The following is a 17,063-nucleotide window of genomic DNA, read 5'->3' as shown; positions in this document are numbered from 1 at the left end:
CCGTACGAGCCGAAAGCCGTACGGGTGGACGGCCCGCCACCTGCGGGTGACGAGGGCCGCCCGGCGCGGGGGAGCCATCCTAGGCTCGCCGCCGTGCATATGACGATCCTTCACATTTCGCAGCCGGTGGACGGCGGAGTCGCCCGCGTCGTCGTCGATCTGGTCCGGGGGCAGCGCGAGGCCGGGCACCGGGTGCTGGTCGCCTGCCCGCGCGGCGGCCGGCTGGCCGAGGAGGCCGCCGCGGTGGGCGCGCTGGTCCAGGACTGGCCCGCCGACCGCTCGCCCGGCCCGGCCACCGCCGCCGAGGCCTGGCGGCTGCGCCGGATCGTCCGGGCGGCCGGACCGGACGTGGTCCACCTGCACAGCGCCAAGGCCGGGCTGGCCGGCCGGATGGCCGTGCGCGGCGCGGTGCCGACCGTCTTCCAGCCGCACGCCTGGTCCTTCGCCGCCGTGGACGGTGCGATGGCCGCCGCCACCCTGCGCTGGGAGCGCTTCGGGAGCCGCTGGGCGCACCGGCTGCTGTGCGTCAGCGTCCAGGAGCGGGCGGACGGCGTGGCCGCCGGGGTGCACGCGGACTGGGCGGTGGTGCCCAACGGCGTGGACGTGCGCCACTACGCGCCCGCCGACCGCCGGGCCGCCCGGATCGCCCTGGGGCTGGACCTGGACGCCCCGCTCGCGGTCTGCGTCGGGCGACTGTGCCGGCAGAAGGGCCAGGACGTGCTGCTGGCCGCCTGGCCGGAGGTGCTGCGCCGGGTGCCCCAGGCCCGGCTGGCGCTGGTCGGCGGCGGGCCGGCGGAGCAGCGGCTGGCGGAGGCCGTCCGGGAGTCGGCCGAGCCCTGCCGGATCCGGCTGGTCGGGGACGTGCCGGATCCGCGCCCGTGGCTGGCGGCGGCCGACTTGGTGGTGCTGCCCTCGCGCTGGGAGGGCATGGCGCTGGCCCCGCTGGAGGCGATGGCGGCGGCCCGTCCGGTGCTGTTGACCGACGTGCCGGGGGCCCGGGAGTGCCTGCCGCAGGCGGAGCGCGCGCGGTCGGTGGTGCCGCCCGAGGACGCGGAGGCGCTCGCCACCCGGATGGCGGAAGGGCTGTCCGATCCGATCGAGTGCGAGCGGCGCGGTGTCCGGCTGCGTGACCACGTGGTCGCCCGGCATGACGTTCGTACCGTGGTCGAACAGGTGGACGCCCTGTACCGGCATCTGCTGGGGGCCGGACCGGCGGCCGGGCGGCGCCGGGCCCGTGTCCCAGAGCGGATCTGATCGTTTCACATGCCGTGAATCCCCGCCGTTCCGGCGCTGGCGCATTCGCACCCTCAACCGGATAAGGACGAGGCATCAAATCCGAAATACCTATTAATGGGCGGCTGGAATGAAACGGCAAGTCAACTTCCAGTCCACATGGCCAGGTTCGGTATTGTCGGATTTTGCCTGCTTCGCTCCGATTTCATCCCGGAAACTCGCGTCCGGGCTCTTCGCGGCCGCTTCCACGGTGACCAGCAGTTCCGCGATCAGCCCCCTCGCAGGAGAACCGAAAGCCGCCAGCGATAGCAGGTGCTGTCAGGACCGCGCCCAACGGGCCGGGACGGCCGCCCCACGCCTATCGGTGCCGGGGCACGCCACCCCGGGCACACAGCAGGGGAGTTCGTGCGCTGATGACCATTGACCACGACAGTGTGCCGCGATCCGGCGGGCCCCTGTCCGGACCGCGTCTGCCCGGCGCCGGGGTGCTCGACCGGCCGACCGGGGCGACGTACAGCCGGGCGGTGCCGTCGTCCCGGCGGCACCGCCGGGCTCCCCGGTCCCGGCTCGCCCTGCCGCTCGCGCTGGTCCAGGTCGACGCGATCGCGCTCTGCACCGCCGCCGGCGTCGCCAACCGGGCGATCGACCCCAGCGTGCCGCTCGCCCCACTGCTCGGCGTCGCCGCCGTCCTGCCCCTGCTCCTGCTGCTCTACCTGGCCGGAGGGCTCTACCGCACCAGGCTCACCCTGTCCGTCCTGGACGAGCTGCCCGCCCTGGCCGTCCGGGCCGTGGTCGCCACCGCCTTCGCCGTCACCCTGGCCGGCTGCCTGGACGGCCGCTGGCCCGACTGCGGCCCGGCCACCCCGGCCCGGCTCACCGTCCTGCTCGGCGCCCAGCTGCTGATCGCCACCGTCGGCCGGGCCGTCCTCTACCACCTGGTCCGGCGGATCCGCCGGGGCCGCCCCAGCCCCGTCCTGGTGCTCGGCGCCGGCCGGCTCGGCCGCAAGGTCGCCGCCGCGCTCAGCGAGCACGGCGAGTACGGGATGCGCCCGGTGGGCTTCCTGGACGCCGACCCGCCGCTGCTCGCCGAGGACACCGACCTGCCCGTCCTGGGCGGCCGCGAGGTCCTGGAGCGCGAGGTCCGCCGACTCCGGATCCACCACGTGATCGCCACCGCCGGCGCGGCCGACGAGGCCGAGACCGCCGCCGCCCTGCGGGACGCCGTCCGGCTCGGCTGCCAGGTCTGGCTGGTGCCCGCCCTGCGCGAGTACGGCTCGCTGCCCACCGCGCCGATCGCCGGTGGGGACCACCTGTGGGGTTTCCCCTGCCTGCGGCTCGGCAGCCCGGCCATGCGCCGCCCCGGCTGGGCCGCCAAGCGCGCCCTGGACGTCACCGCCGCCGCCCTCGGTCTGCTGCTGCTCGCCCCCGTCCTGGTGCTGTGCGCCCTGGCCGTCCGCTTCGACACCGGCCCCGGGGTGCTCTTCCGCCAGCAGCGCACCGGCCTGGACGGCCGGGTCTTCACCGTGCTGAAGTTCCGCACCCTGCGCCCCAGCAACGAGCACGAGTCGGCGACCCGCTGGAACATCTCCCAGGACCACCGGATGGGCGCCGTCGGCCGCCTGCTGCGCAAGAGCTCGCTGGACGAGCTGCCGCAGCTGTGGAACGTCCTGCGCGGCGACATGAGCCTGGTCGGCCCGCGCCCCGAACGCCCGTACTTCGTCATGCGGTTCAGCCAGGCCTACCCCGAGTACGCCGACCGCCACCGCGTCCCGGTCGGCCTCACCGGCCTCGCCCAGGTCAACGGCCTGCGCGGGGACACCTCGATCGAGGAGCGGGCCCGCTTCGACAACCGCTACATCGAGAGCTGGAGCCTCTGGCAGGACGTCAAGATCCTGTGCCGCACCGCGGCCCTGATGCTCCACCCGGACGGGAGCTGACCCGGCGTGGCACTGACCCTCACGGCCCTTCCGCGGCCGGTATTACGGCGGGCCCTGCCCGCCCTCGCGGACCGGCCCAGCGTGCTGGCCGCGGCCACCGTGCTGCTGGTCTGCGTGCCCACGGGGGAGAAGGACGTCACCGCGGCCGTCCACGTCACCGCCGCCGACGTCGCCTCGCTCGCGCTGGTCGCCCTCACCGCGCTCAACCTGCTGCGCGGACGGCTGCCCGCGATCACCCGCACCACCTGCGCGCTGTTCGGCGGCATCGTGGTCGCCGCCGCCGTCGCGACGGCCGGCTCCATCGACCCGACCACCAGCATCACCGGCTTCGTCCGGCTCACCCAGGTGTTCGTCCTGGTGCCGGCCGCCGTGCTCTGCTCGCTGCGCGACCGCACCGACCAGCGGCTCGTCCTCGGCTCCTTCGTGCTCGCCGCGCTGATCCAGGGCGTGGTCGGCGCGAACCAGTACCTCACCCGCACCGGCGCCTCCTACACCGGCCAGCCGATCCGGGCCGTCGGCACCTTCGGCGCGCTGGACATCATGGCGATGTCCACCGTGGTCGGCTACGGGCTGCTCGCCGCCCTCGCCCTGGCCCTCGGCGAACGCGGTCCCGGCGGCAGCGTCCGCCTCCGCCGGGCGATGTTCGCCGCCGCCGCCTTCCTCGCCTTCCCGCTCGCCGTCTCCTTCAGCCGCGGCAGCTGGATCGCCACCGGCGCCGCCGCCACCGTGCTGCTGCTGCGCGCCGACGCCCGGCTGCTGGTCCGCAGCGCCGTCCTGGGCCTGGCCGCCGCGGTCGTCCTGGTCGGCGGCCTCGGCCTGGGCGCCTCCGGCGTCACCGAGCGGCTCAGCTCGATCGGATCGGTCTCCGCCGCGCCCGACCAGTCCGTCTCCGACCGCTACGACCTGTGGTCCACCGCCGGGCGGATCTGGCAGGACCACCCCGTCCACGGCGCCGGACCGAAGGCCTTCCCCAAGCTGCGCGACAGCCACGCCCCGCTGCGGCTGTCCTCCGGCAGCGACGCCGCCGACTCCACCATCGGCTTCCAGCGCGAACCGCTGCTCTCTCCGCACAACATGTACTTCCTGGTGCTCAGCGAGCAGGGCCTGATCGGCATCACCGCCTACGCCGCGCTCTTCCTCGGCCTGCTGCTCGGCTGCCTGCGCAACCGCCGCGGCACCACCCTGGCCGCCCTCGCCCTGCTCACCTGGGTGCTGGTCGACTTCCTGTACGCCGACATCGGCGGCACCACCACCGTGCTGACCTCCGTCGTCCTGGGCCTGGCCGCCCGGGCCGCCGCCCAGGGGGCGGCCCGCCCCGAGCCGACCGGGCCCGCCGGTGCCGCCGCCGACGGGCGGGCGACGGCCCTGTGACCACCGACCGGCCCGCCGCCCTCGCCTCGCCCCTCCCGGCCCCGCGCAGCGCTCCCGTCCAGGCCCCCGGACCGGACCCGGCGCCCCGGCGCGGCTTCCTCGCCAAGGCCTTCGGCATCACCGCCGTGCTCAGCGCGGCCGGCTCCGGCCTCGGCCTGCTGCGCGACCTCCTGCTGGCCCGCTACTTCGGCGCCAGCCAGGGCACCGACGCCTTCCTGGTCGCCTGGACCGTCCCGGAGACGGCCGCACCGCTGCTGATCGAGGACGCCATGTCCTTCCTCATGGTGCCCGCCTTCGCCCTCGCCCTGGTGCTGCGCGAGGAGGACCCGGACGCCCCCGACCCGGTCCGCCACCTGGTCCGTGCCACCCTGCCCTGGCTGCTGCTCGCCCTCAGCGGGCTCGCCCTGGCCGCCGCCCTGGGCGCGCCCCAGCTGGTCGAGGTGCTCGCCCCCGGGCTGCCCGACCCGGGCCTGGCCGTGGCCTGCACCCGGATCACCGCGGTCACCGTGCTGCCCTTCGGGGTGGCCGGCTACCTGGCCGCCGCCCTGCGCGCCCACCACAGCTTCACCGCCCCGGCCGGCATCTACGTCGCCTACAACCTGGGCATCCTGGCCCTGCTGTTCGGCTTCCACGGCCTCCTCGGCGTCCGCTCCGCCGCCCTGGGCGTGGCGCTCGGCAGCCTGCTGATGGCCGGTCTGCTGGTCGGCCCGTTCCTGCGGTACCTGCGGTCCGGCCGGACCGCCACCGGCCGCAGCCGGCGCAGCCGCAACACGCTGGTGCTGATGCCGCTGGCGCTGCTGCCGGTGGCGGCCTTCACCCTGACCCGGCAGTCCCAGGTGTTCGTCGAGCGCTACCTCGGCTCGGCGCTGCCGCCCGGGACCATCTCGCACCTCAACTACGCCGCCAAGGTCTCCCAACTCGCCATGACGGCGGGCATCCTGATCTGCACCGTCACCTTCCCGCTGGTGGCCCGGGCGCTCGCGGCCGGGGACCTCACCGCCGCCCGCGACCGGGTCGAGAAGGACCTCGGCCAGGCCGCGGCGGTCGTCCTGCTCGGCACCGCCTTTCTGATGGCCTGCGCGCCCTCGACGGTCTCGCTGCTGTTCCAGCGCGGTGCCTTCGGCCCCGGCGACACCGCCGCCACCGCCGCCGTCATCCGGGTGTACAGCTTCGGCCTGCCCGCCCAGGCGCTGATCGGCGTGATGATCCGCCCCTACTTCTCGCTGCGGCCGGTGGTCCGCCGGGCCGACGACCCGCGCACCGAGGACGGCGGGCGCCGGCTGCTGGACTGGTACCCGGTCGCCGCGATGCTGCTCGGCCTCGGAGTGACCGTCACCGTCGGACTGCTCGCCACACCGCGCTTCGGCGCCCTCGGCCTGGCCGCCGGCAACGCGACCGGGATCACCACCACCGCCGCACTGCTGCTGCGCGGCCTGGTGCTGCGCGGCATCCCGCTGCGGCTGCGCCAGGTGCTCGGCGGCCACGGCCGGCTGGTCGGCGCCGCCGCCGGGGCCACCGTGCTGGGCGCCGCCGCCGCCGACCTGGCCGCCGATCCGCTGCTCTCGACCCTCTCCGGGGGCCTCACCGTGGCGCTGGTCTTCGCCGCCCTGGGCACCGGGCTCGGTGCCCACGAGGTGCGCGGCCCGGTCCTCGCCGCAGCCAAGGCTGTGGGCCGCACCGGGCGTCCGCGCCCGTCAACCGTCGCCGATGAAGGGAAGTTTCCCCATGGACAGTGAACGGGGAATCGTCCGTTCAGCCCAGGCGGGGGTCACCAACGCCCCGCCCGACCGGGCACGACTGCCCAGGAGTCGCCGCCCGGCCGGCGGACCCGCGCTGCCCGGGTCCTCCTCGCCGTGGATCCTGATGTACCACTCGGTGGCGGTGGAGAAGGAGGACCCGTACCAACTCACCGTCAGCCCCGAGCGGTTCGCCGAACAGATCGCCTGGCTGCACCGGCGCGGCCGGCGCGGCGTCTCGGTCCGCGAGCTGATGCGGGCCCGCGCCCAGGGGCGGGACGACAAGCTGGTCGGCCTCACCTTCGACGACGGCTACGCGGACTTCGCCCGGTACGCCGTACCGATTCTGCAGGCGTACGGCTTCACCGCCACCGCCTACGTGGTCGCCGACCTCCTCGGCCAGGACAACGGCTGGGACACCGAGGGTCCGCGCAAGAAGCTGCTCACCGTCGAGGAGGTCACCGAACTCGCCTCCGCAGGTTGGGAGATCGGCTCGCACGGCCTCGGTCATCAGGCGCTGCCCGGCCTGCCCGCCGAGGCCCTCGCGGTGCAGACCCGGGAGAGTCGGCGCCTGCTGGAGGAGGTCGTCGGCGGCCCGGTCACCGGCTTCTGCTACCCGTACGGCGCCGTCGACCTGCCCGCCACCGCCGCCGTGCGCGACGCCGGGTACGACTACGCCTGCGCCATCGCCCACTCCCCGCTCACCGGCCGCTACGCCCTGCCCCGCTGCTACGTCGGAGACCGGGACGGCGCCTGGCGGCTGCGTGCCAAGAAGGGCCGGCACCGGTTGCGGGACGCCGTCACCGAACTGCAGCGCAGCCGCAGGGAGCGTCGGCCGTGAAGGTGCTGCACATCGTCACCGGGCTCGCCTCCGGCGGGGCCGAGCGCCAACTCCACCTGCTGCTGCGCCACCTGCCGCCGCACCAGCGCTGCGAGGTGCTCGCGCTGACCAACCCCGGCACGGTCGCCGACGCGCTGCGCGCCGACGGCGTGACCGTCCACCACCTCGGCATGCGCGGCAACCGGGACCTCGGGGCGCTGCCCCGGCTGGTCCGGCTGGTCCGGGCCGGCCGCTACGACCTGGTGCACACCCACCTCTACCGGGCGCAGCTGTACGGTCGGCTGGCCGCGCGGCTCGCCGGGGTGCGCGCGGTGGTCTCCACCGAGCACTCGCTGCACGCCGGGGTGATCGAGGGCCGGCCGGTCACCCGGGGTGTCAAGGGCCTCTACCTGGCGGCCGAACGGCTCGGCAGCACCACCGTCGCGGTCTCCCGACAGGTCTCCCAGACCCTGCGCTCCTGGGGTGTCCCGCCGGCCCGGATCGAGCTGATCCCCAACGGCATCGACACCGCCGGCTACCGCCGCCCGCCCGCCGAGCGGGCCGCCGCCCGCCGCCGGATCCGGGCCGAACTCGGCCTGCCGGAAGGCAGTTGGGTGGTCGGCGGGGTCGGCCGGCTGGTTCCCGGCAAGCGCTTCGAGGTGCTACTGGAGGCGCTCGTCGACCTCGACCGGGGGACCAGGCTGATGCTGGTCGGCGAGGGCCCCGAGCGGGCCGGACTGGAGCGCCGGGCGGCCGAACTCGGCCTCCGGCAACGGCTGGTGCTCACCGGCGAGCGCGACGACGTCCCCGACCTGCTGGCCGCCATGGACGTGCTGGCCGCGCCGTCCACCGCGGAGACCTTCGGCCTCGGCGTGCTGGAGGGTCTCGCGGCCGGGCTGCCGGTGCGGCACAGCGCCTGCCCGGCGCTGGACGAACTTCCGCCCAGCGCCGCCCCGCAGGCCCGCCGGATCCCCTCCGAGCCCGCCGCGTACGCCGCCGCGCTGCGCGACCTGCGACAGCTGAGCGGCCACACCGCCGACCCGCTGCCGCACCCCCCGGCCGTCGGCCACTACGACATCGCCCGGGTCGCCGCCGACCTGGGCGCCCTCTACGACCGGCTGGCCCGCGTCTGACCGCCCGCCGCCGGAACCGCCGTACCAGACCCAAGGAGCCACACCCATGACCACACCGCGCCGAAGCGCCCGCCACCTGGTCCGCCGCTGGTGGCCGGTGGCGCTCGCGGTGCCGCTGGGCGCCGCGGCCGGCGCCGGGTACGCCGTCGTCTCGCACCCCTCGTACTCCGCCAGCGCCTACGTCCTCGTGGTGCCGCAGAACCCGGGGGAGGCGTCGACCGCGACCAACTTCGCCCAGGCGTACGGGCGGCTCGCGGGCCAGCCGCAGGTGCTCGCGGTCGCGGCCGCCGAGACCGGCCGCACCCGGTCCGAGCTGGAGGCCCAGGTGGCCGGGACGACCTCCCCGGACGCCCCGATGATCGAGATCACCGGGACCGGCCGGCGCGCCCAGGAGGCCGCCCAGACCGCCGACGCGGTGGCCCGTTCGCTGGTCGCCTTCGCCAACACCAGCAGCAAGGACACCAACGTCCGGCTGGTGACGCTGGCCCCGGCCGCCGAGCCGGACAAGCCGACCACGCCCTCCGCCAAGCTGGACGTCGCGGTCGGTGCCGCGGCCGGGCTGCTGCTCGGGTCGCTGGTGCTGATGACCCGCCGGCGCGGCGGCGCGGAGACCGCGGCTTTGCCGGTGGCGGCGGCGCCCGAACCGAGCGGGCCGAGCGGGGCCGAGGCCGCCGTGGAGACCGCGGCGAGCGTGGCGTGCGTGGCCCCGGCCACGCCCCGCCCGCGCAGCGAGGAGCCGGGCGGCAAGGCGCGGCCGAAGAGCGAGCCGAAGGCCGGTGCGACGGCCGAGCCGAAGACAGGCCCGAAGACCGAGCCGAAGACGGACGCGAAGGCCGAGCCGAAGAGCGACGCGAAGGCCGAGCCGAAGAGCGACGCGAAGGCCGACCCGAAGGCCGGGACCGGGGCCGAGTCCAAGCCCCCGACCAAGGAGAAGAGCGCCGCCGGGAGCGGACGATGAGCACCGAGGCCCGCGCCGCCGGCCTCCCGGCCCAGTCGGCCGCGCCCGTCTGGACCACCGAGCTGCGGCGCGAGGACGACGCCCTGGACGCCGTCGCCGAGGAGTGGGACGAGCTGGCCGCCCGGTGCCGCACCGCCACCTTCTTCCAGGCCGCCGCCTGGCAGTGCTCCTGGTGGCGCCACTACGGCCGCCCCGGCGCGCTGGTGCTGGTGCTGGTCCGCCGGGACGGCCGGCTGGTCGGCGCCGGCGCGTTCATGCGGCGCGGCGGCCCGTTCGGCGGCCTCACCGGCCTCGGGGCCGGGCTGGTCGACTACGGCGACGTCCTGCTGGACGACGACTGCGCCGACCGGGCCGCCGCCGAGTTCGCCGCAGCCCTCCCGCTGACCCGCCCCTGGCACTGGCTGGAGCTGCGCGAGGTGCACCCCGAGGCGGCGGTCCAGCGGGTGTACGAGCACTGGCGCGGGGCCCGCCGCCGCTACCAGGACTCGCTCTGCCAGTACCTCCCGGCCGTGCCGATGGAGCGGCTGCTCAAGCGGGTGCCCGGCAAGACCGCCCAGCGCAGCCGGGTGAAGCTGCGCAAGATCGCCGAGGCCGGGGTGCGGGTCCGCAGCACGCCGGTGGACGAGGTGCCGGCCGCGCTGGAGGGGCTGCTGCGGCTGCACTTCCTGCAGTGGCAGGAGCGCGGGGTCACCGCCGAGCACCGCACCGAGCGCTTCGCCCGGCACCTGACCGAGTCCACCACCGGCCTGGTCGCCACCGGCCGGGCGGCCGTCCACCAGTTCCACCTGGACGGCGAGTTGGTCGCGGTCAACCTGCTGTTGCTCTGCCCCTCCTTCGGCGGGCTGTACCTGTACGGCGCGCACCCGGTGCTGCGCGAGCGGCTGGACATCGCCGGGCTGCTGTTCAGTGCCGCCCTGGACGAGACGGTCGGCGCGGGCATCCCGGTGCTCGGCCTGCTGCGCGGCCAGGAACCGTACAAGCAGCGCTGGCGGCCGGACCGGCTGCCCAACCAGCGCCTGCTGCTGGGCCCGGCGGGTGCGGCCCCGGCGGCCGCCGCCCGGGCCGGCGTGGTGGTGGCCAGGCAGGCGGCGGCGCACCAGCTGCGCACCCGCTTCCCCCGGCTCAAGGAGGCCCTGCTGGCCCGCCGCCGGGCCTGACGCCCGGTCGTGGCCCGGCGGTCAGCGCCGTGACGGGGTGCCGGTCGCGGACGGGGCGGGCGACGTACCGGCCGAGGGGCTCGCCGTCGCGCCGGGCGGGGCCGGTACGGCGGGGACGCTCGGCACCACCGGTACCACCGGCACGATCGGGGCCGGGGGCACCGTCGGCACTGCCGTCGGCGCCCCCGCCGAACCGGCCATCAGCTGCTTGAACGCCGCCGCCGAGCGCGGATTGCTCCGGCACTGGAAGAAGCCGTGCGGGCAGTAGTCGGTGACGGTCTGGTAGGCGGTGTCGTGGGTGCGCATCCAGTCGACCATCCGCCGGACGAACTCGGGATTGTCGCCGTTGCGGAACAGCCCCCACTCCGGGTACGAGACCGGCTTGCCGCGCTTGGCCGCGAACTCCACCTGGTCCTGGAGGCCGTACGGCTCGCGCACGTAGTCGTCGAAGGTGCTCCCGGCCGGCTGGTCGTAGCTGTCCATGCCGATGATGTCGACCACGTCATCGCCGGGGTAGCACTTGGTCCACGGGATGGCGTCCAGGCCCCGGTTGGGGGTGAAGTCGAAGCGGAACCGCTGCCCGGGCACCGAGCGCATCACCCCGACGATCCGGCGCCAGTACGCCTTCCACGCCGTCGGGTCGGGCTTGCAGCGGTGGGTGTAGGTGACGCCGTTCATCTCCCAGCCGAGGGTGATCACGGTGTCCGCGCCGCCGAGCGCCACCAGCCGGCGGGCGAGTCGGAGGAAGTGGCTGTCGAAGTCCCCGCGCGTGCCCTGGCCGAGCAGCTTGGCGACCTCGCCGTCCGGCACGTTCGCCTCGTTGGGCACCAGCATCGGCACCCCGAGCACCAGCTGCCTGGACGGGTCGGCCAGCCGCCACTGCGACCACAGGCCGAGCACCACCGGCTCGCCCTCGATGTCCGCCCAGCCGTTGCCGGCCAGGTAGGTGTGGCCGACCTGCAGGTTGGCGTTGCCCAGCCACTGGGCGTACTTGCCGATCTGCGGGATGTAGTCGTCCCAGGAGCCGACGAAGGCGCCGAACGGGGGCTCGTGCTGGGGCCGCTGGACGGGCGGGCGGGGGGCCGCGCCGCGCGGCTCGAAGGCGTCAGAGGAGAGGCTGTGCCGGTCGGTCTGGCTGAGCGGCGTCCCGGCCGGGACGCTGGCCGTGGCCATCAGCAGCAGAGCGGCGGCGGCCAGCGTCAGGCGGCCGATGCGCATGGTCTCTCCTCGGACGTCGCGGGAGCGGGGCGGGCGGTGACGACGTCGACGGACGGTCGCGCCACGCTCGCCGACAGTAGGCCCGGCAGGAGAGGGAGAAGCCGAATGTCACCCTAAAGTGGGCGATATTCGAACGCCGTCTGCCGCAACACCCGTCCGGCCCGGCCCCGTGTATCAGCTCTGTAACGGTCCGGCGGGGCTGACGGCGCCCCTCGCAGAGGGCTCCGCCGATCGGCCGGGGGGCCGACGGCGCAGGTGGGCGGGCGGGCGTACGGGACGGACGCGCACCGTCCGGCGTGCGACGGCCGGGACTCCCGGGCGGCGATTCCGGGCTGACTCGCGCGGCCGGCGAAAGGTACGCTCCGGCCGTGTCCTGGAAGCCGCCGCGCGTACTCACCCCCCGGTCGATCCTGCCTGCCCTGGCGGTGATGCTGGTCCTTGCGGCCGGTGCGGCGGCGCACGCGAACAAGCCGGTGCCGTTCGGCGACCGGGTGGCGGGGCCGGGCGACGCGGAGGCGACGCCGGTGAACTCGCAGTCGGTCAGCTCGGCCGACCTGGACCTCAAGGTGGTCGGCCCCGGCCTGGAGGCGTACCACAAGCAGACCGGCGAGCGGGCCTGGTCGTACCGCCGGGAGGGCGCCGAGGCGCTCTACCTGGCGATGGCCGGGGACAACGCGATCGTGGTCTGGGACGACGGCCTGGTCACCTCGGTGCGCCCGGGCGACCACGAGGTGCGCTGGCACCGCGCCGTGCCGGGCCTCGCGGACTACCTGCGCGCCGACGGCGAGCCGGGCGCGGACAAGCGCACCGACGCCCAGCGCAAGGAGACCGCCGTCCAGCGGGCCGCGGCCGCGCTGCACACCGTCCAGCGGGACGGCTCGCCCTGGCTGGCCGTGGTGACGCCCAGCCTGACCATGGGCCTGCGTGACGTCGACGGCGACCTGCGGTACAACGACCGGCCGTCCAACGGCTGCCTCTTCGACCCGCTGCGCACCGTGCACACGGGCTACGCCGTGCTCATCCCGCGCACCTGCACCAACGGCAGCGGGGTGCCCGTCTCCGGCGGCATCACCGGCTACCGGCTGGACAGCAACGGCTGGTCGATGATCACCGGGCCGACGGCCACGGTGAAGGTGCTGGACAACAGCCGGGTGGAGATCGCCGACGGCCCGATCGTGCCGCCCAAGGTCTTCGACACGAAGGCGGCCGCACCCGAGACGGCCTGCGCCAACCCGGACGCGCCGTTCGCGGCTGTCCGGCCGAAGGACGGCTGCACCGACCCGTCGGCGAGTCCGACGACGGCCCCCGCCGCCCCGGTGGACCCGGCCGCCCAGACGGCCGCGACGGCCTCCGCGGGCGACCAGACGGCGCCCCAGCAGTAGCGGAGGGACCGCGGGTACCCCAGGGCGGTACGCCCCCGGGGCGTTCCGCGTGGCCCGGTAGACTGGCCGCCATGGCTATCTTCTCCGGGCAATAGCGGGCGGCGGCGCCGAGTTCCACCGCGCCGACCGCCGATGAAGCCCCGTTCCCGCTTCCCGCCCGGGCCCGTACCCGGCCGCCCGCCCACGTCCCAGGAGTAGTTCCAGCCATGATTTCCGCCAACGCCCTAGAGCTGCGCGCCGGTGCCCGGATCCTGATCGAATCCGCGAACTTCAAGGTCGCCGCCGGCGACCGGATCGGTCTGGTCGGGCGCAACGGCGCCGGCAAGACCACGCTCACCAAGGTGCTGGCCGGCGAGGGACTGCCCGCCGCCGGTACCGTCACCCGTTCCGGCGAGGTCGGCTACCTCCCGCAGGACCCGCGCACCGGCGACCTGGACGTCCTCGCCAAGGACCGCATCCTCTCCGCCCGCGGCCTCGACACCGTGCTGAAGAAGATGCGCGAGAACGAGGAGCGGATGGCCAACGGCAAGGGCGCCACCCGGGACAACGCGATGAAGAAGTACGCGCGCCTGGAGACCGAGTTCCTCACCAAGGGCGGGTACGCCGCCGAGGCCGAGGCCGCCACCATCGCCGCCGCGCTGGGACTGCCGGACCGCATCCTCGGGCAGCCGCTGCACACCCTCTCCGGCGGTCAGCGCCGCCGCGTCGAGCTCGCCCGGATCCTGTTCTCGGACTCCGACGTGCTGCTGCTCGACGAGCCCACCAACCACCTGGACGCGGACTCGATCGTCTGGCTGCGGGACTTCCTGAAGACGTACCGGGGCGGCTTCATCGTCATCTCGCACGACGTCGACCTGGTCGAGACGGTCGTCAACAAGGTCTTCTACCTGGACGCCAACCGCTCCGCGATCGACGTCTACAACATGGGCTGGAAGCAGTACCAGCAGCAGCGCGAGGACGACGAGAAGCGCCGCAAGCGCGAGCGGGCGAACGCCGAGAAGAAGGCCGCCACCCTGAACGCCCAGGCCGACAAGATGCGCGCCAAGGCCACCAAGACGGTCGCGGCGCAGAACATGGCCCGCCGCGCCGACAAGCTGCTCTCCGGGCTGGAGCAGGTCCGGATGAACGACAAGGTCGCCAAGCTGCGCTTCCCGGACCCGGCCCCCTGCGGCAAGACCCCGCTGACGGCCAGCGGCCTGTCCAAGTCCTACGGCTCGCTGGAGATCTTCACCGACGTCGACCTGGCGATCGACCGGGGCTCCCGGGTCGTCGTGCTGGGCTTCAACGGTGCCGGCAAGACCACCCTGCTGCGGATGCTGGCCGGGGTGGAGGCGCCGGACACCGGCGAGGTGATCCCGGGCCACGGCCTGAAGATCGGCTACTACGCCCAGGAGCACGAGACGCTCGACCCGGACCGCAGCGTCCTGGAGAACATGCGCTCGGCCGCGCCGGACACCGACCTCGTCCAGATCCGCAAGATCCTCGGGTCCTTCCTGTTCTCCGGCGACGACGTGGACAAGCCGGCCGGGGTGCTCTCCGGTGGTGAGAAGACCCGACTGGCCCTGGCCACCCTGGTGGTCTCCTCCGCCAACGTGCTGCTGCTGGACGAGCCCACCAACAACCTCGACCCGGCCAGCCGCGAGGAGATCCTGGGCGCGCTGCGCGAGTTCTCCGGCGCGGTCGTGCTGGTCACCCACGACGAGGGCGCGGTCGAGGCGCTCGACCCGGAGCGGATCATCCTGCTGCCGGACGGGGTCGAGGACCTGTGGAACCCGTCGTACGCCGATCTGGTCTCGTTGGCCTGACCGGAAGTAGACGCCGCCTCCGCTTTTCGGACCAGAAAATCTAGTCCTTTCGGCGTGTCCGGGAATGAAGAAGACCCGGATTCCGTTTAAGCACTTCCCGTCGGCCCGCCACTTGATCGTGGTCGGGCCGACGCTGCTGATCAGCTCTTTCTCGGCATCCGGCGGCATCCGCCCGGGGGCGTGCACTCTGCGTGAGCGCCCTGGTGCGCTCGGATCACCACCGCAGGACCACGCATTTGCGACATCGACCTTGTCGAATGGGTGGCCAGGACGCGGTGGATGGGTGATCATGGGAATCTGACCGAGCAACGCTACGAGGAGGCACGGGTGGCCGAGACTCTGAAAAAGGGCAGCCGGGTGACCGGTGCCGCGCGTGAGAAGCTCGCGGCCGATCTCAAGAAGAAGTACGACTCCGGGGCGAGCATTCGCGCTCTCGCGGAGGAGACCGGTCGTTCGTACGGCTTCGTGCACCGGATGCTGAGCGAGTCCGGAGTGATCCTCCGGGGCCGCGGTGGTGCCACGCGGGGCAAGAACAAGGCGACTGCCGGAGCCGGTTCCTGACGGTCCGTCAGCTCTGAGCTGGATGGCGCGGCGGCAGGGCGCCGGCCGAGGAGACGACAGCTGACCGCAGCTGGGCGTCCGCCCTCGGGTCGAGCGGACCGGCCGCCGATCGTCATGTCCGGACCGGGGCCCCCGCGCCGGTTCCGATCTTTCCGGGCCGGGGCCCTGCCCGTCCGCGCCCAGGTTTGTTACTCTCCGGTAGCCACGTCCCCCGCCACCGGAGGTTCCCGCATGACCGCCCCCGCCATCGACCCGCAGGCCCCGAGCTGGGAGCGGGACGGCGTCCGGCTGGAGATCGACGGCGAGCTCGCCGTCGTCACCCTCTGTCAGCCCAAGCGGCGCAACGCCCAGTCGCCCGCGCTCTGGCGCGCCCTCGCCCAGGTCGGCCGTGAGCTGCCCGGCACCGTGCGGGTCGTGCTGCTGCGCGCCGAAGGGGTGTCCTTCTCGGCCGGACTGGACCGGGCCATGTTCACCCCCGAGGGCATCCCCGGTGAGCCCACCTTCCTGCAGCTGGCCGGCTCCGCCGACCAGGAGCTGGACGACGCCATCGCCGCCTACCAGGAGGCCTTCACCTGGTGGCGCCGTGCCGACCTGGTCACCATCGCCGTCGTCCAGGGCCATGCCGTCGGCGCGGGCTTCCAGCTCGCCCTCGGCTGCGACCTGCGGGTGGTCGCCGACGACGTGCAGTTCGCGATGAAGGAGACCTCGCTCGGGCTCGTCCCCGACCTGGCCGGAACCAAGCCGCTGGTCGAACTCGTCGGCTACGCCCGGGCGCTGGAGATCTGCGCGACCGGCCGCTGGGTCGGTGCGGAGGAAGCCGTCGCGACCGGGCTGGCCAACCTGGCCGTGCCCGGCGCCGAGCTGGACGCCGCCGCCCGGGACCTCGCCGCCGCGCTGCTGGCCGCGCCGCGCGGGGCCGTGATCGAGACCAAGGCACTGCTGCAGGGAGCCTCCGGACGGTCGTACGACGAGCAGCGTTCGGCCGAACGGGCGGCCCAGGCCCGACGGCTGCGGGAACTCGCCGGTATCGGCGACTGACCTCCGCGTCTCCGCCCGGAGGCCCGGCCCAGGGGAAAGCCCCGGGGTCGGGCCTCCGGCGTTCCCGTGGGTGCGCTCGGCGGGCGGGGTCCGTGGCGAAATGCCAGAGTTGGGGAGGTTTGCGATATAGCTGGAGCCGCTACGAGGGAGATGCGCCCCATGCCTGACACTCCGACGCCCGCGACCATGCACAAGAACCCCGGCGGTCCGCCGACGCCCGGCCCGCACACCGGTGCCAGGCCCGCCTCCGGCGCGGGCGGGGAGGGCGGCCGGCCGCCCTCCGAGCGCGGCCGTACGGCGCTGGCGGTGGGCGTGGTGGAGAAGATCGCCGGGATGGCCGCCCGCGAGGTCACCGGCATCCACGCGCTGGGCTCCGGCCTGGCCCGTACCTTCGGCGCGATGCGGGACCGGGTGCCCGGCGGCAAGTCCAGCGTCGGGCGCGGGATCAAGGCCGAGGTCGGCGAGAAGCAGACCGCCATCGACATCGCCCTGGTGGTCGAGTACGGCGTGGTGATCCCCGAACTCGCCCGCCAGGTGCGGGAGAACATCATCGACGCGGTCGAGCGGATGACCGGCCTGGAGGTCGTCGAGGTCAACATCGCGGTCAACGACGTCCACCTCCCGGACGAACCGGAGTTCGAGGAGGAAGAGGAACCGGTGCCGGCACCGGGGCAGCGGCCCAAGCTCAAGTAGCACCCGGCCGCGGGGCCGCCC

Annotated in this window: 14 protein-coding genes; 13 read left to right on the top strand and 1 reads right to left on the bottom strand. The window is 74.5% G+C overall.

All coding sequences use genetic code 11. The features are described 5' to 3' along the window. The first annotated feature begins 99 nt into the window (after window positions 1–99). The 8 genes from ACZ7BZ_RS09355 to ACZ7BZ_RS09320 all read left to right on the top strand — a co-directional run bounded on the left by ACZ7BZ_RS09355 (window position 100) and on the right by ACZ7BZ_RS09320 (window position 10,345). Window positions 100–1,254 (top strand): glycosyltransferase, encoded by a 1,155-nt coding sequence (locus ACZ7BZ_RS09355; protein WP_470357827.1) that lies wholly within the window; start codon window positions 100–102, stop codon window positions 1,252–1,254. A gap of 392 nt (window positions 1,255–1,646) precedes the next feature. After that, window positions 1,647–3,170, top strand: coding sequence for a sugar transferase (locus tag ACZ7BZ_RS09350; RefSeq protein ID WP_380457633.1), 1,524 nt, complete (start codon window positions 1,647–1,649; stop codon window positions 3,168–3,170). Window positions 3,171–3,251: 81 nt separating this feature from the next. Next, window positions 3,252–4,541: an O-antigen ligase family protein gene (locus tag ACZ7BZ_RS09345; protein WP_470357826.1), complete on the top strand. Its 1,290-nt coding sequence runs from the start codon at window positions 3,252–3,254 to the stop codon at window positions 4,539–4,541. After that, window positions 4,538–6,277, top strand: a complete 1,740-nt coding sequence (locus ACZ7BZ_RS09340; RefSeq protein ID WP_470357825.1) for a lipid II flippase MurJ — start codon at window positions 4,538–4,540, stop codon at window positions 6,275–6,277. Before ACZ7BZ_RS09345 ends, ACZ7BZ_RS09340 begins: the two co-directional genes overlap by 4 nt. After that, entirely contained in the window at window positions 6,267–7,118 is an 852-nt protein-coding gene (locus ACZ7BZ_RS09335) for a polysaccharide deacetylase family protein (RefSeq protein WP_470357824.1), read from the top strand. The genes ACZ7BZ_RS09340 and ACZ7BZ_RS09335 overlap by 11 nt, the downstream gene beginning before the upstream one ends. Continuing rightward, on the top strand, window positions 7,115–8,230 hold the full coding sequence (locus tag ACZ7BZ_RS09330) for a glycosyltransferase (protein ID WP_470357823.1): 1,116 nt from the start codon (window positions 7,115–7,117) through the stop codon (window positions 8,228–8,230). Before ACZ7BZ_RS09335 ends, ACZ7BZ_RS09330 begins: the two co-directional genes overlap by 4 nt. Before the next feature lie 46 nt (window positions 8,231–8,276). Beyond that, window positions 8,277–9,188: a Wzz/FepE/Etk N-terminal domain-containing protein gene (locus tag ACZ7BZ_RS09325; RefSeq protein WP_470357822.1), complete on the top strand. Its 912-nt coding sequence runs from the start codon at window positions 8,277–8,279 to the stop codon at window positions 9,186–9,188. Beyond that, the gene (locus ACZ7BZ_RS09320) at window positions 9,185–10,345 is read left to right on the top strand and encodes a GNAT family N-acetyltransferase (RefSeq protein WP_470357821.1); all 1,161 of its coding nucleotides are present in this window, start codon (window positions 9,185–9,187) and stop codon (window positions 10,343–10,345) included. The genes ACZ7BZ_RS09325 and ACZ7BZ_RS09320 overlap by 4 nt, the downstream gene beginning before the upstream one ends. Before the next feature lie 21 nt (window positions 10,346–10,366). On the opposite strand, the gene ACZ7BZ_RS09315 is transcribed toward ACZ7BZ_RS09320, so the two are convergent. Next, window positions 10,367–11,563, bottom strand: coding sequence for a glycoside hydrolase family 26 protein (locus ACZ7BZ_RS09315; protein WP_470357820.1), 1,197 nt, complete (start codon window positions 11,561–11,563; stop codon window positions 10,367–10,369). Between the two features lie 368 nt (window positions 11,564–11,931). Between ACZ7BZ_RS09315 and ACZ7BZ_RS09310 the strand changes: the two genes are divergently transcribed. The 5 genes from ACZ7BZ_RS09310 (at window position 11,932) to ACZ7BZ_RS09290 (ending at window position 17,042) form a co-directional block, all read left to right on the top strand. Then, window positions 11,932–12,945 (top strand): PQQ-binding-like beta-propeller repeat protein, encoded by a 1,014-nt coding sequence (locus tag ACZ7BZ_RS09310; protein ID WP_380457648.1) that lies wholly within the window; start codon window positions 11,932–11,934, stop codon window positions 12,943–12,945. A gap of 206 nt (window positions 12,946–13,151) precedes the next feature. After that, a complete protein-coding gene (locus ACZ7BZ_RS09305) occupies window positions 13,152–14,750 on the top strand; it encodes an ABC-F family ATP-binding cassette domain-containing protein (RefSeq protein WP_380457650.1) in 1,599 nt (532 codons plus the stop codon). 327 nt (window positions 14,751–15,077) lie between these two features. Then, window positions 15,078–15,311: a helix-turn-helix domain-containing protein gene (locus ACZ7BZ_RS09300; RefSeq protein ID WP_030059940.1), complete on the top strand. Its 234-nt coding sequence runs from the start codon at window positions 15,078–15,080 to the stop codon at window positions 15,309–15,311. A gap of 231 nt (window positions 15,312–15,542) precedes the next feature. After that, the gene (locus ACZ7BZ_RS09295) at window positions 15,543–16,349 is read left to right on the top strand and encodes an enoyl-CoA hydratase/isomerase family protein (protein ID WP_470357819.1); all 807 of its coding nucleotides are present in this window, start codon (window positions 15,543–15,545) and stop codon (window positions 16,347–16,349) included. Window positions 16,350–16,535: 186 nt separating this feature from the next. Beyond that, complete coding sequence (locus tag ACZ7BZ_RS09290) at window positions 16,536–17,042, top strand: Asp23/Gls24 family envelope stress response protein (protein ID WP_470358025.1); 507 nt, start codon at window positions 16,536–16,538, stop codon at window positions 17,040–17,042. Window positions 17,043–17,063: the final 21 nt, after the last annotated feature.

This window comes from Kitasatospora sp. NPDC036934 (assembly GCF_055608425.1).
The sequence above is the reverse complement of the archived record's forward strand: the minus strand, read 5'-3'. Positions and strand labels throughout refer to the sequence as shown.

Excerpts from the sequence above, each read along its gene's own strand:
- ACZ7BZ_RS09355 (WP_470357827.1), top strand. The coding sequence starts at position 100 with ATGACGATCCTTCACATTTCGCAGCCGGTGGACGGCGGAGTCGCCCGC.
- ACZ7BZ_RS09350 (WP_380457633.1), top strand. The coding sequence starts at position 1,647 with ATGACCATTGACCACGACAGTGTGCCGCGATCCGGCGGGCCCCTGTCC.
- ACZ7BZ_RS09335 (WP_470357824.1), top strand. The coding sequence starts at position 6,267 with ATGGACAGTGAACGGGGAATCGTCCGTTCAGCCCAGGCGGGGGTCACC.
- ACZ7BZ_RS09325 (WP_470357822.1), top strand. The coding sequence starts at position 8,277 with ATGACCACACCGCGCCGAAGCGCCCGCCACCTGGTCCGCCGCTGGTGG.
- ACZ7BZ_RS09320 (WP_470357821.1), top strand. The coding sequence starts at position 9,185 with ATGAGCACCGAGGCCCGCGCCGCCGGCCTCCCGGCCCAGTCGGCCGCG.
- ACZ7BZ_RS09315 (WP_470357820.1), bottom strand. The coding sequence starts at position 11,563 with ATGCGCATCGGCCGCCTGACGCTGGCCGCCGCCGCTCTGCTGCTGATG.
- ACZ7BZ_RS09305 (WP_380457650.1), top strand. The coding sequence starts at position 13,152 with ATGATTTCCGCCAACGCCCTAGAGCTGCGCGCCGGTGCCCGGATCCTG.
- ACZ7BZ_RS09295 (WP_470357819.1), top strand. The coding sequence starts at position 15,543 with ATGACCGCCCCCGCCATCGACCCGCAGGCCCCGAGCTGGGAGCGGGAC.
- ACZ7BZ_RS09290 (WP_470358025.1), top strand. The coding sequence starts at position 16,536 with ATGCACAAGAACCCCGGCGGTCCGCCGACGCCCGGCCCGCACACCGGT.